19 protein-coding genes are annotated in these 22,518 nt (G+C 55.7%); 18 read left to right on the forward strand and 1 reads right to left on the reverse strand.

Features of this window, described 5'->3' with window-relative positions:
* The first annotated feature begins 1 nt into the window (after nucleotide 1).
* The 13 genes from EBAPG3_RS06480 to EBAPG3_RS06540 all read left to right on the forward strand — a co-directional run bounded on the left by EBAPG3_RS06480 (nucleotide 2) and on the right by EBAPG3_RS06540 (nucleotide 15,049).
* Nucleotides 2-1,798, forward strand: a complete 1,797-nt coding sequence (locus tag EBAPG3_RS06480) for a siderophore biosynthesis protein (protein ID WP_004177832.1) — start codon at nucleotides 2-4, stop codon at nucleotides 1,796-1,798.
* On the forward strand, nucleotides 1,795-2,988 hold the full coding sequence (locus tag EBAPG3_RS06485) for an MFS transporter (protein ID WP_335582686.1): 1,194 nt from the start codon (nucleotides 1,795-1,797) through the stop codon (nucleotides 2,986-2,988). The genes EBAPG3_RS06480 and EBAPG3_RS06485 overlap by 4 nt, the downstream gene beginning before the upstream one ends.
* A gap of 5 nt (nucleotides 2,989-2,993) precedes the next feature.
* Nucleotides 2,994-4,724: an IucA/IucC family protein gene (locus EBAPG3_RS06490; RefSeq protein ID WP_004177836.1), complete on the forward strand. Its 1,731-nt coding sequence runs from the start codon at nucleotides 2,994-2,996 to the stop codon at nucleotides 4,722-4,724.
* A gap of 4 nt (nucleotides 4,725-4,728) precedes the next feature.
* Nucleotides 4,729-6,513, forward strand: coding sequence for an IucA/IucC family protein (locus EBAPG3_RS06495; RefSeq protein ID WP_040852240.1), 1,785 nt, complete (start codon nucleotides 4,729-4,731; stop codon nucleotides 6,511-6,513).
* Nucleotides 6,504-7,265, forward strand: coding sequence for an HpcH/HpaI aldolase family protein (locus EBAPG3_RS06500; RefSeq protein WP_004177840.1), 762 nt, complete (start codon nucleotides 6,504-6,506; stop codon nucleotides 7,263-7,265). Before EBAPG3_RS06495 ends, EBAPG3_RS06500 begins: the two co-directional genes overlap by 10 nt.
* A complete protein-coding gene (locus EBAPG3_RS06505; protein ID WP_085921945.1) occupies nucleotides 7,262-8,458 on the forward strand; it encodes a type III PLP-dependent enzyme in 1,197 nt (398 codons plus the stop codon). Before EBAPG3_RS06500 ends, EBAPG3_RS06505 begins: the two co-directional genes overlap by 4 nt.
* A gap of 11 nt (nucleotides 8,459-8,469) precedes the next feature.
* Entirely contained in the window at nucleotides 8,470-9,006 is a 537-nt protein-coding gene (locus EBAPG3_RS06510; protein WP_051048958.1) for a ParB N-terminal domain-containing protein, read from the forward strand.
* Complete coding sequence (locus EBAPG3_RS06515; protein ID WP_004176209.1) at nucleotides 9,003-11,132, forward strand: TonB-dependent siderophore receptor; 2,130 nt, start codon at nucleotides 9,003-9,005, stop codon at nucleotides 11,130-11,132. The genes EBAPG3_RS06510 and EBAPG3_RS06515 overlap by 4 nt, the downstream gene beginning before the upstream one ends.
* A gap of 535 nt (nucleotides 11,133-11,667) precedes the next feature.
* The gene (locus EBAPG3_RS06520; RefSeq protein ID WP_004176207.1) at nucleotides 11,668-12,807 is read left to right on the forward strand and encodes a PepSY-associated TM helix domain-containing protein; all 1,140 of its coding nucleotides are present in this window, start codon (nucleotides 11,668-11,670) and stop codon (nucleotides 12,805-12,807) included.
* A gap of 379 nt (nucleotides 12,808-13,186) precedes the next feature.
* Nucleotides 13,187-13,417, forward strand: a complete 231-nt coding sequence (locus tag EBAPG3_RS06525) for a DUF433 domain-containing protein (protein ID WP_004176205.1) — start codon at nucleotides 13,187-13,189, stop codon at nucleotides 13,415-13,417.
* On the forward strand, nucleotides 13,414-13,788 hold the full coding sequence (locus EBAPG3_RS06530; protein WP_040851745.1) for a DUF5615 family PIN-like protein: 375 nt from the start codon (nucleotides 13,414-13,416) through the stop codon (nucleotides 13,786-13,788). The genes EBAPG3_RS06525 and EBAPG3_RS06530 overlap by 4 nt, the downstream gene beginning before the upstream one ends.
* A gap of 6 nt (nucleotides 13,789-13,794) precedes the next feature.
* The gene (locus EBAPG3_RS06535; RefSeq protein ID WP_004176201.1) at nucleotides 13,795-14,352 is read left to right on the forward strand and encodes a recombinase family protein; all 558 of its coding nucleotides are present in this window, start codon (nucleotides 13,795-13,797) and stop codon (nucleotides 14,350-14,352) included.
* Between the two features lie 277 nt (nucleotides 14,353-14,629).
* Entirely contained in the window at nucleotides 14,630-15,049 is a 420-nt protein-coding gene (locus EBAPG3_RS06540) for a hypothetical protein (protein WP_004176199.1), read from the forward strand.
* Nucleotides 15,050-15,410: 361 nt separating this feature from the next.
* On the opposite strand, the gene EBAPG3_RS06545 is transcribed toward EBAPG3_RS06540, so the two are convergent.
* Nucleotides 15,411-16,658, reverse strand: a complete 1,248-nt coding sequence (locus EBAPG3_RS06545) for a Tn3 family transposase (RefSeq protein WP_085921946.1) — start codon at nucleotides 16,656-16,658, stop codon at nucleotides 15,411-15,413.
* Nucleotides 16,659-17,292: 634 nt separating this feature from the next.
* Between EBAPG3_RS06545 and EBAPG3_RS06550 the strand changes: the two genes are divergently transcribed.
* The 5 genes from EBAPG3_RS06550 (at nucleotide 17,293) to EBAPG3_RS15395 (ending at nucleotide 22,456) form a co-directional block, all read left to right on the forward strand.
* Nucleotides 17,293-18,282 carry a malate dehydrogenase gene (locus EBAPG3_RS06550; protein ID WP_085921947.1) on the forward strand — a complete coding sequence of 330 codons (990 nt, stop codon included), beginning with the start codon at nucleotides 17,293-17,295 and terminating at the stop codon, nucleotides 18,280-18,282.
* A 305-nt stretch (nucleotides 18,283-18,587) separates the two neighbouring features.
* The gene (locus EBAPG3_RS06555) at nucleotides 18,588-19,706 is read left to right on the forward strand and encodes a citrate/2-methylcitrate synthase (protein WP_004175738.1); all 1,119 of its coding nucleotides are present in this window, start codon (nucleotides 18,588-18,590) and stop codon (nucleotides 19,704-19,706) included.
* A gap of 6 nt (nucleotides 19,707-19,712) precedes the next feature.
* Nucleotides 19,713-20,348, forward strand: coding sequence for an adenylyltransferase/cytidyltransferase family protein (locus EBAPG3_RS06560; protein ID WP_161493775.1), 636 nt, complete (start codon nucleotides 19,713-19,715; stop codon nucleotides 20,346-20,348).
* Complete coding sequence (locus EBAPG3_RS06565) at nucleotides 20,345-21,235, forward strand: hypothetical protein (RefSeq protein ID WP_040851569.1); 891 nt, start codon at nucleotides 20,345-20,347, stop codon at nucleotides 21,233-21,235. Before EBAPG3_RS06560 ends, EBAPG3_RS06565 begins: the two co-directional genes overlap by 4 nt.
* 531 nt (nucleotides 21,236-21,766) lie before the next feature.
* Entirely contained in the window at nucleotides 21,767-22,456 is a 690-nt protein-coding gene (locus EBAPG3_RS15395; RefSeq protein WP_227869295.1) for a methyltransferase domain-containing protein, read from the forward strand.
* Nucleotides 22,457-22,518: the final 62 nt, after the last annotated feature.

The raw sequence follows: 22,518 nt of genomic DNA on the forward strand, positions 1-22,518 counted from the left end.
CATGCAGATCATGCCGCCTCATCCCTATGCGAACCGGATGGCCCAGGACTTGTTTGATGCGCTTTGGCTGGAAGACCTGTATGGCTTTCGCGCGCAGTGCACGATGTATCCGCTGGCCGGCGGCGAAACGATGCTGGAAATCGCGCTTGGCGGCATGCGGTCGCTGCATTGGCGGGGGCGGAAAGCCGAAGGTTTGCGGCCATTCCGGGTGTCGAGCGCGCGCGCGGATTTGCGTACCGGCACGCATAGGGCAAAGCTTGAGCTCGGCATGATCGGCGAGACATTGCAAACGGCAAACTGGTGGGGCAATACGACAGGGCGTTTCGCGCGGCTCTTCCATCTTGCATGCGGCCAGGCGATGTTCGCGGCGATGCATGAGCACAGAATCGTGGAACGCCTCATGGCGGCTCCCGATGATCTGCTATCCTGGGAGGCGCTAAGCTGCCTGAAAGACCGGCCATTTCATCCCCTGGCCCGCGCCAAGGATTGGAACGGAAGCGATGGCTCTCCCTATGCCACCGAAACGATGGCGCCGCTTCCGCTTCGATGGGTTGCGGTCCCGCGGGATAGGGCGCTGGGAACCGCATTGACCGGTCAGCCCCCGGCCGGTCTCCTGCTCGACCGCGCGCAACAGGATGTGCTGGCGAATATTGCGCGAACCCTTCATGCCGATAGCGCGGGCTGGTTATGGTTGCCCGTCCATCCATGGCAATGGGCCTGGCTCAACCGGTCGGCTCCTTCAAGTATAACTGGATGCATCGACCTGGGCATCGGCCCCGGAGCGGGGACTTCGACCGCCTCGCTCCGCTCGCTCGCTATCGAGGAACGGTCCGGTACGCATCTCAAGCTCTCCCTCTCCGTTCACACACTCGGTGCAATACGCGCTTTGCCGCCGCGCTATCTGCATAACGCCATACTGGCAAGCGCGTGCCTGGAATCGTTGCGTCAACGTGACGGCTGGCTTGCGGCCAACCTGCTGTTATGCGACGAAAGCCAGTGGTGGGCGTTAAGCCAGGGCGATGCGCTGGTATCCGAACCCGGTGAGCTGTCCTGCATGATCCGGCGCTATCCCGCGCTGCCCGGCGCAACCCTGATCCCGATGGCGGCGTTGCCGGTTGTCGCCGCCGACGGCGAACTGCCGGCATTCAATTACCTGACCGGTCTCGCGGATCAGGAGGCTGCCTGGGGTTTATTCGGTGATATTGCCCGGGCCCTGCTTGAGTTGGGGCTGCGCTGCTTCGCGCAAGGGGTCATGCCGGAACTGCACGCACAAAACGTACTGCTGGCTTTCGAGCGCCCTTGTTCCAGGGACCGGCGGATCGCCGCGCTGATCCTGCGCGATCACGATACGCTGCGCGTCTGCCGTCCCCTGATGGAAGCCCGGGGCGTGGCGGTACCGGAGTATATAGTCGACCGCAATACGCCCAATACGCTCGAGCTGAGCACCCCCGCGGAATTACTGGCCTACCTGCAGACGCTCGCCATAGAGGTTAATTTATATGCCATTCTCGCTGCGTTGGCCTCGTACTATGAGCGGGATGAAGCGCATGGGTGGCGCATCGTCCGTAACATGCTCGAGACATGCCTGGCATGCATACCGCTGCCTGGCGAGATTGGCAGTCAGACGAAAGATCTCTTGCTGAAAGAAGATCAGTGGCCCTTCAAGCAGCTGCTTGCACCGCTGCTTGGCGTCACGCGTTTCGGCACAGGCATGCCAAGCGCCATGGGGCGTATAGCCAATCCCTTATCAACCGCAAGCCCACCCAGTCCCAAGGCCATCGGGAGCCACGCGCGGTGATGTCGCGTCCGCATAACCTCACGCTGCTGCTGGCGTGCCAGGCCATTACTACGCTTGGATTGATGGTTTTTGTGCCAATCATGCCGTTGTATGTTACGACGCTGGCGCAGGTGGGTGCGGAAGCAGCGGAGTGGAGCAGTCTTGCCCTGGCGGCGCCGGCACTGGGTACATTGTGCTTTGCGTCCCATGTTGGCAAATGGTGCGACCGTTTTGGCTATCGCCGCCTCCTGCTGGTATCGCTGACCCTGTTCGTTGCCAGCATGCTGCTGATGGCATTGAGCCCGGGTATCCATGGCTTCATGCTGGGGCGCCTGCTGCAGGGTATAAGCACCATTGGCGTGGTGCTTACCGCCTTCATCGGATATGTCAGCGACGACGCCTCACGGGGTCGTTCGCTAGGTTTGCAGGAAAGCGCCATCGCGTGCGGTGCGCTGGCGGGCCCGGTGCTTGGCGGCGTGATGCTGGACTACTGGTCGCTTAAACCATTGCTGATCGCCAGTGCCGTCCTGACCGGCGTTGCGGGGGGTGTGTTATGGAGTCAGCTCCGCGAACCCGAGAAAGCGATACCGGTTCGCGGTGCGCTCTTCGGTGGCTTGCATACCGTGCTGACTCATGGCGCCCTGCGCAACTGGATGCTCGCCGCATGCCTGGTACAGGCCGCCGCATTTGCCTTCGTCAATGTCTTTCCGCTTTATCTGGCCGCGCATTTCCCTGCCATGGACACGATGGCAAGCAGGATCGGATTGCTGCACGCGCTGGGTTGGCTCGCGACTATGCTGGCCGGCCCGGTGTGGGGCCAACTGAACGATCAGGGGGCTCCCCGGCGCCACTTCACCTATGCCGCAATGGGTTGCGCGCTATCGGTCGCTTTGCTGGCGGCTGTCGATCATATCTGGCTGGTAGCCCTGCTGCGGATAGGCCAGGGCGCTTGTTACGCCGCCTTGATGCAGTCGGTACTGCTGGCTTGCAGCCGTCAATGGCCTATTTCGGAATATGGTCATGTGACGGGATCAAGCAGGAGCTTCATGGTCGTCGGCCAGCTGCTGGGTCCGCTGCTCATCATGCTTCTGCTGCCGGTGCTGCCGCCCGTTGGGCTCATCTGGCCGATTGTCCTTCTGTTCGTCGCCAGCGGGCTGCTGGTTCTCAGCAATCCTGCTGCAGAGGTTTCTTTCGTCGAGCTGGAGCAATGATTCCCATGTCTTCCCATCTGCTGGAACTGGCGCCGATAGAGCGGCGCCTGCTGGAACAATATCTTAATACCTATTGCCGGGAAACCGGTCGTTTCGACCCACGTCTCGCAACGGACGAAGCGGGGCCACTTGAGCTTCATTCATATATTAAAGCCTGGCGAACCGCCGGACTGATCCCATATCTTGTGCCATTTACACAGACCGGGTATCAGTTGGCCGGCGCATTTTCCTATTTCTCACCAATCGGTTATCACCGCGTGGCGCAATTCGCGTGGATTGGAAAACACGGCGATTGGCGGCCCCTGACAAGCGATGCAACGCTACTGATTGACCTGATCGCCGACACGCTTGCAGCAACCAGCAACCAGCCTTCGGAAATAGCGCACCGCAGTGGGCATCGCCTGAAAACACTGATGCACAACAGCGTAGCCCAGGTTCGCCGCTTTCATCAGCATCGTCCCGCCATGGGGAGATCCCCTTTCCTCGATGCCGAGCAGGGCTTGCGCTTCGGGCACATTTTTCATGTTACCTCCAAGGCTGCGGAAGGCTGCAGCGACGAAGATATGCAACGTTATTCCCCGGAACTGGGCGCCTCGTTTCGCCTGCATTACTTTGCAGTGGCGGCGGACATGCTGGAGACACGCGTCATAAACGGCGAGCATCCATCCATTGACCCGGGAGTGGCGCTGTTCGCCCGGGATCTGCTTGCCGACGGCAATTACCGGGTATTGCCGTGTCATCCCTGGCAGGCTGATTATCTGCTGGGTCTGCCGGAAATCGGCGCACTGATAAAAAGTGGCATGTTGATTTCGCTTGGGCCACTGGGTGAGGTGGCGTGGCCCACTTCTTCGGTGCGCACGGTATGGCTGCCGCAGCAGAATCTGTTCCTCAAGCTTTCGCTCAATCTCCGCATCACCAATTTCATACGGAACAACCCCTCCGACCAGGTGAGGCGTGCGCTGGATGCCAGTCTGGCGCTATCTTTTCTTCCCCGGCATACGCTCGAACAACCGGCATTCGGCATCCTGCCGGAACTGGCCAGCCAGACGCTGAAGTTGCCGGACGAAGCGCTACGCGCAGCCTGCGCGGTGGTCTACCGGCTAGCGATGCCGGCAACCGAGGCCGAGCATGTGCAGACGGTCGTAGCGGTGCTCGAGGAGCCCGCTGAGGGGGAAATTCCACTGCTCGCGCTGTTGCGGTTTTCCGCTGAAGGACAGCCGCTCAGCGAGCAACTGGTTCGAAAGTGGTGGGAATGCTATCTCGGCGTCACGCTGCTGCCATTGCTGCACCTATTTCTGGAATATGGCGTCAGCATGGAAGCTCACCTGCAGAACACGCTGGTAGCTTTTCGTCATGGCTGGCCAGTGCGCGGCTACGCGCGAGACATGGAGGGGGCCAGTATCAGCCGCGCGCGCTTCCCCTTTCTCGATCGCCTGCCTGACGATAGTCCCGCACTTTATGACGACGGCCAGGCCTGGCATCGCTTCCAGTATTACGTTCTGGTCAATCATATAGGCCATGTGATCGCATGCCTGGCTCGTACTGGACTGACCACCGAGGCGATGTTGTGGCAAGACACCGCTACGATGCTGAACGCAGCATCCGATGACTCGCTGGTACAGCATTTGCTCGTGCAACCGACGTTGCCGGCTAAAGCGAACATGCTCAGCAGCTTCTATCAGCACGGCGAATCTCCGCTATGGGTGGAAATACCCAATCCAATGATCTCCCTGTAAACCTGTGCGCCCTGCTGATTATCAGAACCTCGTTAATAGCCCTGCCTATCGCCAGGCTAGCCGCCGCGTGCTGCGGCAACTCCTGGAGGCGCTCTTGTTCGAGGGCGCCGTGCCGCATTGCACCTGGTATGAAGAAACATTGACTTTACCCGGCCTGCGTGCAGACAACATCCCGGTCAGTTATCAATGCCAGGCGCGGCGAACCATCAGCTTTGGCCGTGTGCGCATTACGGCGCCGCTGTTGCGCATTGACAGCGGCATCACGCATGAAGCTACCGATCCCGCGCTATTCCTGGCGGAAATCGCCCCCTGGATAGTTGCCGATGAGACCCGGCTCGGCCAGTTTGCATCCGAACTGCTGGCAACCCAGATCAAGCATGCGCAAACACTGAATGCGCAGGGCGGCAAGTTATTGCGCGGTGCCGGCTACGACATATTGGAAGCAAGGTTAACCGATGGCCATCTCTACCATCCCTCCTTTAAGTCGAGGCTGGGCTTTACGCTGGACGACAACGCCGCTTACGCGCCCGAGATCGCAAACTCCGTGACGCCGCTGCTGCTGGCGGTACGGCGCGACCGTTGCCGCTGGGCGATCAGCGGCACATTGAATCCCAAGGAGGGAAGCGGTTGCGAGTTGCTGGGCGAGAGCGGCTGGCAGGATTTTTGCGATGAACTGGCGCGGCGCGATTTGAGGCCGGATGATTATTTACCGCTGCCGATTCACCCCTGGCAATGGGATGAGGTTGTTCTGCCCGGTTACCACCAAGCCCTGGCCCGGGGCGATCTCCTGACAGTTGGCCTGATGACCGATCGATATCTGCCGCAGCAATCGATCCGTACACTGAGTAATCTGAGCGATCGTAATCGGCTGTCGCTCAAGCTTTCAATGAATCTCGTTAACACTTCCACCTCGCGCGTACTGGCGCCGCACACTGTCCAGAACGCGCCAGTCATCAGCGACTGGCTGCATAGCCTGGCAGCACGCACCGACTGGTCCCCTCCGCTGGTTCGCCCTGTACTGCTGCGCGAAGTGGCTGGGGTGAGTTTTACGCCGCTCGCCCCGGCCTACGGTCAGTATGGGGCATTGTCCTGCATCTGGCGGGAAAGCGTGCATACCTATATACACGCGAAGGAAAGGGCAGTGCCGATGACCGCCGTAACGCATATCGACATCGACGGAAGGCCCCTCATTAATCCATGGATCCGGCGCCATGGTCCCGAACAATGGCTAAGAAGGCTGGTGGAACGGGCATACCTGCCCGTGCTGCACCTACTTTGGGAGCATGGGACCGCATTGGAGTCGCACGCCCAGAACATGATTTTGCTCCTGGAAGACGGCTTGCCGGCACGCGTGGCGCTCAAGGACTTTCACGATGGGGTGCGCTTCAGCAAAGCACTGCTATCCGGCCCGGCACCTGTCCTCGCGATGCCGCCACCCGAGCACTCGCAGATCAACCCCAATTCCTTCCTGGAAACCGAAAGTGCCGACGAGCTGCGAGATTTTACTTTCGACGCGCTTTTTTTTGTCAGCCTGGCGGAATTGGCATGGCTGTTTCTGTGCCACTACGGCGTAGAGGAAAAACGGTTCTGGCAGATCACGGGCGAGGTGTTGCATGCACATCAAGGACGCAATCCCCAAAGCGCAGCGCGTTACCTGCTGTTCGATTGCTTTGCCAGCGAGGTAGGGATCGAGTTACTTGCCAGCCGGCGTTTCCAGACAGAAATCCGGCTGCGGACGCGGCGTGCGCCCAATCCATTGGCGCAGATCGAGGAACCATTGTGTATCTGAAACGCCGTTTAGAGAACAACGATACGGTTTACGGCCTGTTCTGCTCAACTCCTGCGGCGCTGAGTGTAGAGCTGATCGCTGCAGCTGGATATGACTTCGTCGTGATTGACCTGGAACATACCCTCATTAACGCCGGACAACTGGCAGCCATGCTGCTGGCAGCGAGGGCGAGCGGCATCGCGCCCCTGGTGCGCGTGGCAGCCGATTATCAAGCATTGCAGGCACTTGACGCCGGCGCGGAAGGCATCGTATTTCCGCGTATTCGTTCGGTGCAGGCGGCGCGGGATGCAGTACGTCTTTGTCATTTTGCGCCGCCTGGCGGGCGGGGGCTGAACGCCACTTGGCATAGCCGCTATGGATTCAACGATCTCGTGGCCTCAATGAATGCTGCACGGGAACAGACGCTGGTGGTCATGATGATCGAAGACCTTGAGGGTCTCGAGTGTGCCGATGAGATCGCGGCAGTAGAAGGGGTGGATATGCTGCTTGAGGGGGCGGCGGATCTGTCGCAGTCGCTTGGCCTGCCCTGGCAGACGCGCCATCCCGACGTACGGGCGGCAGTGTCGCGTATTCGCGAGGCCGCACGTCGTCACGACAAGATGTTCTGTGCGCTGCCGCGCGCACCCGGCGACCTGGCGTGCTGGTATCAGGATGAGGTTCGCATGTTCATCCTTGGGGATGACCGCGGCATTGTATGCCGTGCGATGGCGGCTCATCTGGGCGAGTATCGGACAAGGGTTGACGGGCAATGAGTCTGCAACACCTGCGCAATTATCTGGAGGGCAGAACCCAATCCCGCACACAGCCCATCTGTGCCTATCTTTACGATCTTGTGCATCTGCGCGCGCGCGCGGATAGCCTGCGTCAAAGCCTGCCTCCGCAGTGCAAGCTTTTTTACGCCATCAAAGCGAACAGCGACGAGCCGGTACTGAAAGCATTGGCGGGTCATGTCGACGGCTTCGAAGTGGCGTCGCTCGGTGAAATTCATCGAGCGCGTGCCGTGGACGACTCAATCCCGATCGTATTCGGCGGTCCGGGCAAGAGCGATGCCGAACTGGAAGGCGCTCTTGACCAGCGGATCATGCTGACTCATGTGGAAAGTGAACACCAGCTGCGGCGTCTCGACTGGATTGCCCGATCCCGCAATCAAGTGGCGGATATCCTGCTGCGCGTCAACCCTGCATTCGTGCCGCAGCAGGCAACGTTGCGAATGGGCGGTCAAGCCACGCAATTTGGCATCGACGAAACGCAGATCCCCGCCCTGTTCGAGCTCATCCCGACGCTGCCCGGCATCCGCCTCAAGGGTCTGCACATCCATGCAATTTCCAACAACCTGGATGCGTGCACTCATCTTGCCCTGATGCAACATTACTTTGACCTTGCAGAGGCATGGCAACGCCGTTACGGATTGGCGTTTGACTGGCTCAATGTCGGCGGCGGCATTGGTGTGAATTACGCGAATCCGAATGCACCTTTTGATTGGAACAGCTTCTGCGCCGGGCTGTCAGCGCTCATCGCAGCACGGCAGCCCCGTTTTCAGATCGTCTTCGAGTGCGGGCGCTTTCTCGCCGCAGACTGCGGCTATTACATGAGCGAAGTCACTGACATAAAAACCAGTTACAACAAACACTTCGCTATATTGCGCGGCGGCTCGCACCATTTCCGGCTGCCGGTTTCCTGGCAGCACAATCATCCCTTCATGGTGCTGGCGCGCGATAGCTGGCCTTATCCGTTTTCGCGCCCGGCAGTACATGATGCCCCGGTCACGCTTTGTGGCGAGCTATGTACCCCCAAGGACACGCTCGCACGCGATGTTCATGTCGAACGTCTGCGGGCAGGTGATTGTGTCGTCTTCCTCCTGGCCGGAGCCTATGGCTGGCACATTTCGCATCACGATTTTTTAAGCCACCCCCATCCTGAACGTGTGTTTCTGGACAATTATTAAAGGACCTGACGATGCTGCGTACGTTTCCTGTTCACTTTGTGCTTGTTAAGCAGATACACCCGCACGAATGCCATTATCCCCATCACGCAGCAGCTTTGGCCGATACCATTTTGCGCGAGCAGCTTTGGCGCATGCCAATTGCCCTCGAACGCACCAGTCTGGCGGTCATGGATGGCCATCACCGCCTGCAAGCGGCCTGCCAGATCAGGCTGAAGTATGTTCCCTGCCTGCTGCTCGACTACGATTACGTGCAGGTCGACGCGACCCGGCGTAATTATCCCGTGAACCCGCATGAAATTGTGCGCCGCGCCAGGGCGGGGGATTTATATCCTCCGAAAACAACCCGGCACCGGTTTCCGTCGCCGCTACCCATCTGCAATATTTCGGTGCCATTGCTGCAGGACCAGGCCATATCGCAGTCCTCGCCGGTGCCGCCGCGTTCCCTGAACCGATACCTCGCAAGCATGATGGATGCCGCCAATGTGCGGTGCACTGTCCTGAATAGGGAAAGGACACCATTTTCCCCTGAATATGGAAAGGCGCCATGAAAGCAAATTTGCATTCTGCTTTTATCGCGCTCTCGCTGGCATCGTGGATTCAGCAGTCACACGCGGAGACTCCTGACAAATCCGGGCAAGGCGGCAAGCACATTTCCGGCGTGACCGAGCTGGACAGGAAGCTTCCCGATGTAACCGTCACCGGTGAGCGCGTGGGAAGCTTCAAGTCGGATTCGGTTCAGGTCGGGACGTTCCGTGATATGGCGCCGCTGGATGTGCCTCAGACGAGCAATGTGGTGACGCGGGAAGTGCTCGATGTACAAGCGACGACAGGCCTGTTCGGCGCTCTGCAAAATACGGCGGGCGTTACGCGCTCACAATTGAATGGCTCGACTTACGACAATATTTCGATTCGCGGCATTCTGGTGGAAAATCGCAGCAATTACAGGCTGAATGGATCACTGCCAATCATCAACCTGATCGATACGCCTATGGAAAACAAGGAACGCGTCGAGGTTCTCAAAGGCGCTTCATCACTATACTATGGTTTCGTGCCGCCATCCGGTATCGTCAATCTGGTGACCAAGCGCGCCGGCAGGGTTCCCGTTACCAACCTTTCCGTAATGGCCAACAGCTACGGCGGCGCAAACGTCCACGTCGATCTTGGCCGGCGCTTCGGCAGCGAACAGGAATTTGGCGCACGTATTAATCTGCTCGGTGGCCGCCAAGACATTGGTATCCACAATTTTTCCGGTTCCCGCGCGCTTGCCGCCGGCGCTTTCGACTGGCGGGTCACAGATAAACTCTCCTTGAAGTTCGATGTGGAACATTACCGCAAGGAGGTCTCCGAACAGGCGGCAATCCAGGCGCCGGCGGCGATAAACGGTATCATCACTTTGCCGCATGTGCCGGATAATCGTCTCAATCTCGCTGGCGAATGGCAGAAATACGACGCCGAGGCTACCAATCTGCTGCTGCGCGCCGATTATGCGCTCAGCGACAATTGGGGGCTGCTATTCGAGGTCGGCAAGGCACAAACCAGACGCGACCGCAACTTCTCTCAGTTCCAGAATTATAATCTCGTCACGGGTGACGGTACATTGCGCACTTTCTTCAACCGTGGCCAGGTGTGGGACAACGAGAACATTCGCGCCGAAGTGTTCGGCCGCTTGCAGTGGAAGTGGATCACGCACGAGGTATCACTCGGCTTCACCGGCAATTCCCGCAAACAGGACCCCCGCACATCAACCATGGTTGATGTGCCGCAGAATCTGTACCACCCGATTGATATCGCACAGCGGTCTCCTACCGTCCCCTTCGGGCCAAACCGATCGAAGATAACGGACATGGGAATCTATTTATCCGATCGAATCCTGATCGGCGAAAAATGGTCAGCCATGGTCGGGGTGCGCGGCAGCTTCTACGAGAGTGTCGGGGCCACCACCCACTTTAAGGCCGATACCGTCAATCCGTCAGTATCGCTGATGTATAAGCCTGTTCCCAACGTATCGATATATGGCAGCTACCTGGAAGGGATGGAGGAAAGCGGACAGGCACCCTCCAACCGCGCCAATAATGGTGAGATCCTGGCGCCGGCATTGTCGAAGCAAAAGGAAATCGGCATCAAGGCGATAGTTGCCCAGGGGATATTGCTGCAGGTGGCAGCCTTTGACATTAAACGCTCATCCACAACAGTGGATGCGGCCAATCGGTTTGTTTTGAACGGCATGTCGCAGTATCGGGGCATAGAACTGGCGGCCACCGGCGAAATAACGAAGCAGTTGTCGCTCATTGCGTCCGCCCTGTTCTTGGATGCCCGGCAACTGAACAAGTCCAACGCGGAGACTTTCAACAAGATACCCGATAACACGCCGGAGCGCACCGCCAGCATGATGGCGGAATATCGCCTGCAAAGTGTCCCGGGGCTGGCACTCAGCGGCGCCGTATATTACGTGGGCAAACGTCCGGTTAATAATGCGAACCAGGCCTTCGTGGATGACTACGTAATACTGACCCTGGGTGCGCGTTATGCTACCCGCATTGCGGGTAAACGTACCACGATTCAGGCGGTGCTGGACAATGCGACCAACAACAGCTACTGGAGTACCGCAGGCAATGGGCTGCTTGGCGTGGGCGCTCCCATCCTGCTGAAAACCGTGGCTCGGGTCGAATTCTGATCCACGATTCGGGGTGATGCGGCGGAACCCGATTCCTGAGCCTGAAATGCCTTCCCCTCGGAAGAGACCTCCGGATCATCCCGGGTTTGCCGGTAATTCGTTCCCCCCGAGGACTTGTTCAGCGGTTCTATAATCCTAAATCCGGCAGTTGGACGGGGCGGAGTGTGTGGTTTTTGGGGTGCAGGGCAAGGCGCAACGACGCGGAATGGTGCGACCGCGAAGGGTGGAGCAGTGCCTTCCGCAGGAAGGTGCGACCCCGCAGGGGGATGCGGGCGCAATGAAGCGCGGTCGCGGCATCCCCTGCGCTGCCCGATCCCCGCTTCGCGGGGGCCCCTCGTGCGACGCTCCGAAGCGCCCCATTCCAAGGAGCTGCAACGCTGCCATGCGCCACAAAAATTATACAATCTGCCCCGTAGCGGGTTCACCCGGAAGGCGAAGGTCAAATAGCACAAAATATTGTTATTTATCATGGCTATAACCTGATAAATGAGCGGTCAACTGCCGGATTTAGGATAATGTCTACTCAAGGTCTGTTATGAAAACGCGGAGAGTCGTCTTCAATTTTCACCTTTATCTCGGTCTTGCGGCTGGATTGTTTCTGGTGATGAGCGGATTGACCGGCAGCATGATCGTTTTTCGGGACGAGATCGAGGCGCTCATCTATCCCGAATTGATGGAAGTGGCGGTACGCGATGAACGGGTTCCGGTACAGATGGTACTGAATGCCGTCAAACAGGCCTACCCCCGGGACAAACTCCTATCTGTGCGTATGCCGCGCACGCCGCAGCAGACCTACCTGCTGAAGATGAATGATGCGCATGGCTTATTCGTTTATGCGGATCCCTATAGTGGCGAACTGCTTGGGGCACACCGGCAGGAAGATACCCTTATCGGATGGATCGCCCTCCTGCATACCGAGCTTCTGATTGGCGAACGCGGTAAAAACATCCTCGGCGTTAGCGCCTTGCTATTAATCTGCATGAGTATCACCGGATTCGTTCTGTGGTGGCCACCCAACGGAATAAAAAATATTTCTCGAGGTTTCAAAATCAGCTGGGCCGCCCCATGGAAAAAATTGATCTTTGATATGCATCGCGCATTGGGTATCTATGCCCTGCTTTTTCTGGTAATTATTGCCTTTACCGGGGTTTCCCTGGTATTCAATAAAACCGTAGCCGAGTTTACCAATTTTGTGACAGCCAGTCCGCCAAGGCCTGCACCGCCTCTTTCCGATACTTCTGGAGTAGCGGGAGCAACACTTTCCCTTGATGAGTTTTTGAATCGGGCCGATCATATTTTGCCTGCCCCCACGACCTGGATCAATTTTCCGCAAACGCCCCAGGCGCCGCTGGTCGTGCGCAAGAAAATGCCGGAAGAATCCCATCCCAACGGGCGGAGCTTCATCTATTTCGATCAATATACGAGTGAAGTATTGCTTATCGAAAATGCCTCGCAGGCTCCTTCGGGAACCCGCATTTTCAATACTTTTTACCCCATACATATCGGGATAATAGGTGGACTGCCGACCCGCATCCTGCAAGTAGTCGCCGGTGTTTCACCTCTTGTTCTATTTGCTACCGGCTATATTATGTGGAGAAATCGAAGGAAAACCAAATCAATAAAAAACACCTCTATAAAGTGGGCCAGAAACTCCGCGTCACGACATGATAAATAGACAGCGCAAGTCCTGGAGAAGATTCCCGTCTCTTTTCGCAACGAAGGGTTAGTTGCACCGCCGACAGGAAATCCCGAAGCCGCTCAAAGCTGTATCGGCACTTTATCCGGATAGATTCTATTATTGGGGTTCTAAGCCCAAACCAGCGGAATCTTTAACTATTTGTAATTAATAGTATTATAACCTCACGCCAGCCTGCGGCGGACAGGATTGAACGACGGGGCATAGGCGCCCCTCTTGTAAACGAGGGTTTTTGATAAGCCTCGTCCAGTCACCGATGCAGTACACAGAATCAAGGCGCTACAATTCTCAAAAATACTTCTTGAAATACTATTCTCGATCTCTTACCATCGCAATGAGTTTTGATAAGGAACAGGGCATGGGACAACTTAATCGGATTACCCAGCAACCGGACGTGATGGGGGGCAAGGCGTGCATCCGTGGCATGCGTGTCACGGTCGGCATGATCGTTGGCCAAATTGGTGCGGGACACAGCATCGAGGAAATTCTTGCTGATTATCCCTATCTCGAACGCGAGGACATCATGCAAGCGCTTCGCTACGCTGCGTGGCGTGCGGAAGAGCGCGAGGTCACGCTGGCCACGATGTGAAGCTGCTCGTCGATATGAACCTGTCACCGCGCTGGGTGGGCATATTGTCCGAGGCAGGCATCGAGGCGGCGCATTGGTCAAAGCTGGGCGCGCACAACGCGCCGGATTCGGGAATCATGGCCTTTGCCGCCGCGAACAATTACATGGTACTTACTCATGATCTGGACTTCAGCGCGATCCTTGCCGCCACCCGGGGTGAGAAACCCAGCGTCGTGCAAATCCGCGCCGAGGACGTCAGTCCGGATGTGATCAGTAAACAAGTCATCGTTGCCCTGCGCCAGATGGCGACCGAGTTAGAGGACGGGGCGTTGCTTACCATCGAACCCAATCGTACGCGCTTACGCGTGCTGCCGTTGCAGTCGAGAGGCTAAAAGGCCATGTTGATCGGTTATGCCCGCGTTTCCACGCAAGACCAAAATCTTGATCTTCAAATCGACGCTTTGACAAAGGCAGGCTGCAAAAAAGTTTTCGATGACAAAGTCGGCGGTAGCCGGGCCGAGCGTCCCGGACTTGCTAAGGCGTTGGAAATGCTGCGTGAAGGCGACACTTTGGTTGTGTGGAAACTGGATCGCCTTGGCCGTAGTGTCAAGAGCCTGGTCGATCTGGTCGGAGAATTACACAAGCAAGGTGTTCAGTTCAAGAGCCTTACCGACGCCATTGACACCGGCACCCCATCAGGCCGCTTCTTCTTCCATGTCATGGCCAGGCTGGCCGAGATGGAGCGGGAACTGACGATAGAGCGCACGCGTGCCGGCCTGGAAGTCGCCCGCCAGCTAGGCCGCAAGGGCGGCCGAAAACGCCAGATGACCGACAGCAAGATCGCTTCTGCAAAGAAACTGTTAACTAATGGTGTACCGCCACGGGACGTGGCTAAGAACCTTGGAGTATCCATTCCAACGCTTTACCGTTGGATTCCGGCTTCCGCGCAGCCTTAACGTACTTTGCGATCCGTTTTCTGAGACGACCCCATAATAGGAAATTTTTATTACCAGGAATCTGACTAATCTGGCCATGCCGCTTGGTATAGCTTAGAGCGGCGGCAGGAGTTCGCCTGCACCATGTAATCATGATCGCCACAACATCCAATTCCATGTTTAATTAAGGGTTTTCACTAAGGGAAACATTTAGTAGAAAATCAGGGTTTCCCCAATATACCCAGGGTATTGACTAAGGTAGGATAAAGTCACTTTAATCCTAATTGGATTTGCCGCCATGAAAACAAAATTTGGAAATATTATCGCCGCGTTGTCCGTGATTGGTATGCTGGGCTCGGCGAGCTCATCGGTCGTTGCAGCCCAGCCAATCGATACCCCGGAAATCCGCGCTGCCGCTCAGAATGCCGTCACTCGCAGCGACCATGAGTCCATTGCAAAATTCTATGAGAATACTGCGGCGCAGATGCAGGCAAAGGTGAAGGAGCAAAAAGAGCTGCTGGAGCAATATGAAAACAAGAGCTATCTCTATGGCCGGCGAGCTCAAGACCTTCAATCGCATACCGCAGCGCTCATTCGTGATTATGAGAAAAGCGTGGAAGCAAGCACCCAAACAGCAACCCTGCATCGGCAAATGGCTGCCAAGCTCAATCAAAATCACGCAGCCACGCAACTGCCTGACTCCGCAACCGGGTTGTAACAATCCAGCAAGACTCGGTCTGATCACGCTCTCGACCCGAGAAAGCTCCCCTCAAACAAAGTCAATTGCCCGGTGCTCTTATGCACCGGTGCAACCTTGCGTGCTTGCTGCATAACCGCTTCCGGCGTGGCCGGCACCGCATGATCGGCGTTTCCTCCTGCCCTGCCTGGCGCTCACGTCCTGCTTGATCTTCGCAATAACGGATTGTCCGTCATCCAGATCAAAACAGTATAACCAACAACAAATACCGGAATACAGGTCAAATTCCAACAAAGGTACGTAAAGTCCCACAGGAGTTTGCATAACCAACTGAGCAATGGAAGAAAGCCAGGATTCATGAACTCCCAAAATTCGAGGTGGGTTAGTCGATCAATTTTGGAGGCTTGATACCGACGGAATCCTTGAGTCGCGCGTCGGAGAAATCATACTCCCCCAGCAGGTTCACATGGCGCCAGGAGGCGGCGGAGCCGTGCCGCAGCGCCTGGACGAATTCCTCGCGTTTGGCGGGGTCGTCGATGGCGGCGAACTGCTGCGACAGATACAGGTAATTCCAGCAGACAATGCAATTATTGATGAGGCGCTTGCAGGCCTCGGCGAGCTTCTGATCCTCCTTTTCGGCGTTCAAAAACTCCCGTGGGCTGCCAACGGACACAGCGCGGGTGAAGCGATGCACGTGCTCGATGCCGTTGAGCACTTTTTCGATCGACATGCGCAGCTCCGGTTCATCGATGTAGCGCAGAATGAACAGGCTCTTTGGGATCTGGCCGAACGCCTTAAGGGCTTGGTAGAGCCCGTGCTGCTTGGAGTAGGAATTCAGGCGCCGGAAGATATCCGAGACGGTGATTTCCTTGAGTTTGATCGTCGCGATGAAGTGCAGGATGTCGTCCCACTGGGCGATGATCAAATCCGTATCGCGGTAGGCGTCGGGTTTGATGCGCCACTCGGACTGACCCACGTTTTTGCGGCTGCGGAACAGATAGCGGCGCTGGCGCTTGAGGTTCTTGAACCGCGGGGCATAAGCAACGTCCACCAGGAAACTGGCGGTGAAGATTGCCTCGCTGTAGCCAAAGGCGTCGGTGGAGTGGATATCGCTTTTGACCACGTCGTTTTTCAGCAAGCCATTCACGTTGGTTTTGAGTTCTCCCAACGCCTTGGCATCCATAGGTTCTGGAATCATTCGGCTATCAAGCACGCTGCGAATGCGTCGAACTTTTTCCTCGTCTGTGAGCGTACCGTCCTGCGTGAGCGTCTTGATGGCGGCCAGCATCTCAACCGCTCCGCTGTCCAGGTAGCCGACGAGAGCTTTCAGGGATTCATGGTGTTGCTCCCGTCGGGTATAACACTGCTCTTTGTGTTGGCGCGTGGCGGTGTTCTGTAGCCGTTGCACGCTGGTCAACAGCACCGCGACCAAATTGTCCTGCAGCCGGTAATACTGGTGGGCGACGAATGCCACCAGGTGCAAATAGCGATTGCGTTCGTCACGCCGAGTCAGTTGAAAGATCTCGGATCGGATGACGCTATGGGCGTAGTACTGGATGGCATCCGGGCTTAAGGCCAAGCCGTCAAGCAGCGGCTGCAGTCGTAGATGATAAGGTATATCGTTGCCCAATTATATTGATATCTGTATTCTTGAGAGCAGCTATGTCCAAGAAAACTGAATATAAAGTTTCGTAATTGTCGAGAGTTAGTGGTTAAGCTTTTCACAGTCAATATCAAGGATCGTAAGTTGATTATTGATGATTTGAAATCCTTATTTTAGGGTTTTCATTTCTGAACATATAGAAATGCTCCAGCACACAACTGATAATGCCGGGTGACCGCCATATGACCGTATGACAGGAGTTGGAATTGATCTTAACATTCTCAGAAAATAGAAAAAGTTCGTTCTCAGGGCAAGCCATTTTGGACGACCCACGCTTGCACTATGGATAATGGCGATATAGGCATAGCGAGGGTAGATGCCCGATCCGCAAATCTGGCTATCACAAGCGCGAGCAGCGCGTTCCAGCTGATTACACGACTGGCACAATCGAAGAAGGTTATGACGGTGAGTATGCACGATACATGATCGATCTCACCCAGGAGGAACTTGATACTATTATCTCATCCATCGGGTACGGGAGTTACCGGACCCTGATTTTTGTGCTAGCGTGGACACGCACCGGCCAATCTATAATAGTTTCTATAAGAATGACTCACTACACTAGGTTACCCGATTTCTATCGTATTAACTAGGAGCTGCAATGAGCACGAAACCAGTTCGGATTGCCGTCACCGGTGCTGCCGGTCAAGTGAGCTATGCTTTGCTTTATCGCATCGCCAGTGGCGAGATGTTAGGAAAAGATCAGCCAGTTATACTGCAATTGCTCGAACTTCCGAACGAGAAGGCCCAGGCAGCACTAAAAGGTGTAATGATGGAGCTGGAAGATTGCGCTTTTCCACTGCTCTATGGGATGGAAGCCCATAGCGATCCTGCCGTCGCCTTTAAGGACACTGAGTATGCGCTTCTAGTGGGCTCCCGGCCGCGGGGTCCGGGTATGGAACGAACAGAACTTCTAGCCGCCAACGCACAGATATTTACCGCTCAAGGTAAGGCACTCGACGCTGTCGCGAGCCGGAATGTCAAAGTGCTAGTCGTTGGGAATCCAGCGAATACAAATGCTTGGATCGCGATGCAGAGCGCGCCGAGCCTGCCTCGGGAGAACTTCACGGCTATGCTGCGGCTGGATCACAACCGTGCCCTCAGTCAACTCGCCGCCAGGATGGGTAAGCCTGTCTCCTTAATCAAGTGTTTGGCTGTCTGGGGCAATCATAGTTCTACCATGTACCCGGATTATCGGTTTGCTTCCATGGAAGGCGAGAGTGTCAAAGACATCATAAACGACGATGCTTGGTACAAGGATGTATTCCTGCCTACTGTTGCCAAACGGGGCGCGGCGATCATCGAAGCACGGGGGCAATCAAGCGCCGGTAGTGCAGCAACCGCAGTGATCGACCACATGCGCGACTGGGTTATGGGCACGCAAGGTAGGTGGGTCACGATGGGGGTACCGAGCAACGGCGAATATGATATTCCAAAGAACGTCGTATTCGGCTACCCGGTTACCTGCAGCGGAGGAAAGTACACCATCGTCGAAGGGTTGAAATTCGACGACGAATTCAGTCAAGATCGAATCGAGAGAACATTAGCTGAGCTGATTAGCGAGCAGGATGCTGTTAAGCACTTGCTCTAGGGCCTATTAACACTTATTTTGCACCCGCGACGGTCCTGTCCCTTCGGGTTGCTACACAAAAAACGCGGAGGCAAGGCGCGAAGCGCAGGCCATAGTGGGCCTATGGCCAAGCCTCGTAACGCGGCATCCGCGTTTTTTGTGTAGCAACGCGGGTACGAAATAAGTATTAACAGGCCCTAGAAAAACAGGGCCGACTCGCGTCAGCGGCGGGGGCTTTCCTTTCCAGTCGTGCGAGATGCACATTTAGGAAACCAAGGGAGCAATACCCTGCGCGGGTGAATCCGCACAATGCCTTTGAGAAATCTATGCGAGCAACAAAAGTACAATTCGATAAGTTGATCGCGTCACAGACCGAACTTAGTCTAATCGATGGAAGGACCGGACGACTTTTCATTCGGGGCGTCGGTATTCAGGAGTTGGCACGAGATGCAGAGTTTGAGGATATATTTTACTTACTATTGCACGGTTCTCTGTCAAGAGGAAGAGAGCGGGAGGACTTCCGGCGCGGTTTTGTAGACAGCAGATGCCTTTCTGAGCTCAGCCAGACTGTCTTGAATTGTTTCCCATCCCATTCACGTCCAATTGACGTGGTTAAGGCGGTATTGGCTGCTGAGGGCGCAATCTGGGATGATGCGAAGTCAGAATTGGAGACCATGATATCTTGCGTTGCGACGTTACCTTCGATTGTGGCGGCAGCCCACCGTCTCAGACAGCACCTAAAGCCTCTGCCAGCGGTTCGAGAGCTTGGTCATGCCGCAAATTTTCTCTATATGCTTAGCGGTGAAAAAGCGAGTGAGCAACATGCAAAGGCTATGGATACATACATGGTCTTGATGGCAGAGCACGCCCTGAATGCCTCTACTTTGAACGCACGTGTCATCGCCTCAACAGGCGCCACTTACTATCCTGCTGTTATAGGCGCAATTTGCGCACTTCAAGGGCCGCTACATGGCGGGGCCCCACCCCTTGTATTGAACCAAATCGATGAAGCTCTATGCGCTGCGGATATCAAGAAGTGGTGCAGTGATCAGCTGGCAAAAGGTTTGCGACTCATGGGATTCGGTCATCCTGTGTATGAGACCATAGATCCACGATCTGAGATATTCAAGGGTATGCTTCAGGTCTTGGATCCCGAGATGCATGCCAAAGCACACGATCTTGAGCAGCGGATCCTCAGTTTCCTTAGGTATCACAAACCTGAACACCCATGGCTGACGAATGTGGAATACTATTCTGCACTCGTCTTGCGTTCAGTCGGGGTGCCGTCAGACCTCCTGGTGACGGTGTTTGCCTGTGCCCGTATCGCGGGCTGGAGTGCTCATATCGCTGAGCAGCGCAAACAGCAGAAAAGTGGCCTAACTGGTGTGATGCATCCACGGTCGGTCTATATCGGGAAGGTCGCTGCTGGTGCAGAATTCCCTTGAAATGCTTTGGGTGAAACCATGGCTGTTACTTCGCGCGAGGCTCGGAGATCTCGAATCGGTGTGTTCGTTGGGAGTTTCAACCCACCACACATTGCGCATTTATTCCTCGTGCAGGATGCAATGCAGGAGTTTGGCTTAGATTTGGTCTATGTTGTAGCCGACCGGCTCGTCAAATATAAGGCTTTGGTCAATCTAGTTCATCGTCAGAAAATGATTGATTTGCTTTTTGGAGCGTACCCTGGTGTTCTCACCCAATTCTCAGCAAAAGATAACGAGCGGTTTGAGAATGCCGAATTGTGGGATATTCACCGCACCATTGAGGAAGCGCATCCAGGTGATGATGTTTACCTCATATTAGGCACAAGTACCCTACAATGGTATGTCGCACAGTTCCCAGAACACTCACTTGAAGTGGTCCGGCAACTCATTGTGTGCCTACGCGACGAAGATTCGATCGTTTATAGCACTCTAGCCGGGTGCACTGTTCAATCGTTTGTGCCGCGAATTCGAGGCGCGTCATCAACGCAGATCCGTGATCAGCTTACTCGCGGAGTACCGACTCCGCTACTGACTCCTGAGCTTATTGCCTATATTGCCGAGCACAACCTGTACGCGAGCACCGCTCCCCCGAAGGCATTATGAATCAGTACCCCGTGTTAAAGGGTGGGTTGGCCGATTCGATTCTCCGTAACATTATGTCGCCAAGCTACTACTTTCATGTTCCGGTCGGTGAGCGTACATTCGCTTATCCGCTTTTCTCTCGTGAATTAAGTCTGTACACCGATGGTAGCCGTGGGAGGGCGTTGCTTCATCAAAGCATGACAGTTCTCGATATGTACGGATTACAAACCACGAGTAGGTATCTAGCTTGGGTTTTCAATAAACCTTGTTCTGAGAACGGACGGAGCGCTAGCAGTCTAGAAGCCTTCATTGAGGGGGAAACGTACGATTTATGTGATTGTGTTGATAGTCAGCGATTTTCCCGCGTCGCTCCAATCCCATTACAAGGGCGATTCGGAATCCGTACTGCTCCCCGGCCTCGCGTCCTTATATTGGGGGCATTCTTTCCAGCAGATTATGCAATTCGTCTCTTCGACGATCCTACAGCAGTTTTGGAGCGCTTGGCTACGGAACAGCCAATTCTGCCCTTTGAACGCACCGTTATGGTTTGCCATCAGTTGCGGCTGAGCGGACTTGAGTGTATGACCTCCATGACCCATGCACGTGACATTCTGAACCTGTTTCTTCGCGTGCATGCACTTATGCGTATCGCTGAACATATAGTTGTTCTGTTGACACCAGGGTCTTCGTCGGTTGCGATGGAATATGGGGTCGTTTGCGCGGATCCCACCCTAGCTCGTAAGGCCGTCGTCTTGGTGCCGCGAGACAGCACCTTCATAACGATGGGCATTCGTGGGACTTTCATGCTTGAGGAGCCCAAGCATTTTTTCTATGTGAGTGATGGACAGATCCCGGGAGCACTTGATCAGGCGATTGCCTATATGAAAAGTTTGCGACACCCTGCGTGAGGGATACGCGCACCATTTAGGATTTTCAGAGAGCCCGAATCTTAGGACCATTAGATGAAGGTGCATCGCCCGCCCGGGGAGGAGTAACGTCATTGCCATGTCTTTTTCACCCAGGAGAACTCTATGCGTTTGGACCTCATAGGCAGTGACTTGGTCTGTCCCGTCTGTGTAAATGACGCTCCCAATGCGCCCCCTCTCGAAGCTGTGCCCTACACAGGTAAGATTGAGGTGGCTTCTGAAATGACCTCAACATTCGAAGCCGGGGTACTTCATTGCTTGCGATGCGAACGCAACTTCCGTGTAGAGGATGGTGTAGGATTCTTTTCTGGACTACCTCATTCGGCCGGAAGGAAGGATGACTTTGGCAGAGGACGGTATAACACCGAGGCTTATGCGCGCGCCTACATTCAGACCCACTTTCGCGACGTGATCGCGGACGACAAGGCGGCGCGCACCCATCTCGATCTGCACGACGTCACGGGTTTCTATTCGTGCTCAGCAAACAATATGTACTATCGGTCCATGGCCGAGATGCTCTTCACTAAACTCCCACTTGGCGCTACAGTGCTCGACCTAGGGTGTTCGGTGGGAAGACTCTCCCACGAACTCGCGCGGAAAGCTCGAGTTGTCGTAGGTGCTGATTCCTCCGAAACTCATATTCGAGTTGCCAAAACGATACAACGGCATCGCCGCGTCTCATTTCGCGTGGGGGAGGCGACGGTTTCCGGAAAGTACGTAGGAGATCCAGAGATCGTTGTGGATGTGTCCTCTGTTGTTCGCAACAACGTGGTTTTCGTGGTCGCTGACGAACAGTGCCTTCCCTTCCGTCTCTTCGACGGGATCGTATGCTCGGCAGTGATTGAACGCGTGCCAAACTTGGAGGTGTTTCTCCGTACACTGCGACATCGAATACACGACGGTGGCTTGCTACTACTGAGTAGCCCCTTCGATCAGGACGAGCGCTTCGTCGATCGTAGCAACTGGCTGGGCTATGGCGCGTACGGCACTGAGTTGGGTACAGCAGAGGAGTCGCTTCGTGGATTGGTGCAACGGATAGGATTTCGCCCGATAGGCGGGATCGGCAGTGTAGGAGAAGGTGGACCTAGTCCACATAACGACGCTTACCGGCGCGACCTAAGGTGGGTTACCTATAATGACAGGCGCAAGCACATGGTCTGGAGTGTCCACGCGGAACTGTTCGAGGCGTGCGACTCGTTGTGAAGTCAGCGGTTTGGTCCAGGAGACTATACGCTAGTGTAGTGGGTCATTCTGTTTGGAGCTTA

It is taken from the genome of Nitrosospira lacus (assembly GCF_000355765.4).
Lineage (GTDB): Bacteria > Pseudomonadota > Gammaproteobacteria > Burkholderiales > Nitrosomonadaceae > Nitrosospira > Nitrosospira lacus.

Coding starts and splice junctions, on each gene's coding strand:
- EBAPG3_RS06480 (WP_004177832.1), top strand. CDS start 2: ATGCAGATCATGCCGCCTCATCCCTATGCGAACCGGATGGCCCAGGAC.
- EBAPG3_RS06490 (WP_004177836.1), top strand. CDS start 2,994: ATGTCTTCCCATCTGCTGGAACTGGCGCCGATAGAGCGGCGCCTGCTG.
- EBAPG3_RS06505 (WP_085921945.1), top strand. CDS start 7,262: ATGAGTCTGCAACACCTGCGCAATTATCTGGAGGGCAGAACCCAATCC.
- EBAPG3_RS06510 (WP_051048958.1), top strand. CDS start 8,470: ATGCTGCGTACGTTTCCTGTTCACTTTGTGCTTGTTAAGCAGATACAC.
- EBAPG3_RS06515 (WP_004176209.1), top strand. CDS start 9,003: ATGAAAGCAAATTTGCATTCTGCTTTTATCGCGCTCTCGCTGGCATCG.
- EBAPG3_RS06520 (WP_004176207.1), top strand. CDS start 11,668: ATGAAAACGCGGAGAGTCGTCTTCAATTTTCACCTTTATCTCGGTCTT.
- EBAPG3_RS06525 (WP_004176205.1), top strand. CDS start 13,187: ATGGGACAACTTAATCGGATTACCCAGCAACCGGACGTGATGGGGGGC.
- EBAPG3_RS06535 (WP_004176201.1), top strand. CDS start 13,795: ATGTTGATCGGTTATGCCCGCGTTTCCACGCAAGACCAAAATCTTGAT.
- EBAPG3_RS06540 (WP_004176199.1), top strand. CDS start 14,630: ATGAAAACAAAATTTGGAAATATTATCGCCGCGTTGTCCGTGATTGGT.
- EBAPG3_RS06550 (WP_085921947.1), top strand. CDS start 17,293: ATGAGCACGAAACCAGTTCGGATTGCCGTCACCGGTGCTGCCGGTCAA.
- EBAPG3_RS06555 (WP_004175738.1), top strand. CDS start 18,588: ATGCGAGCAACAAAAGTACAATTCGATAAGTTGATCGCGTCACAGACC.
- EBAPG3_RS06565 (WP_040851569.1), top strand. CDS start 20,345: ATGAATCAGTACCCCGTGTTAAAGGGTGGGTTGGCCGATTCGATTCTC.
- EBAPG3_RS15395 (WP_227869295.1), top strand. CDS start 21,767: ATGCTCTTCACTAAACTCCCACTTGGCGCTACAGTGCTCGACCTAGGG.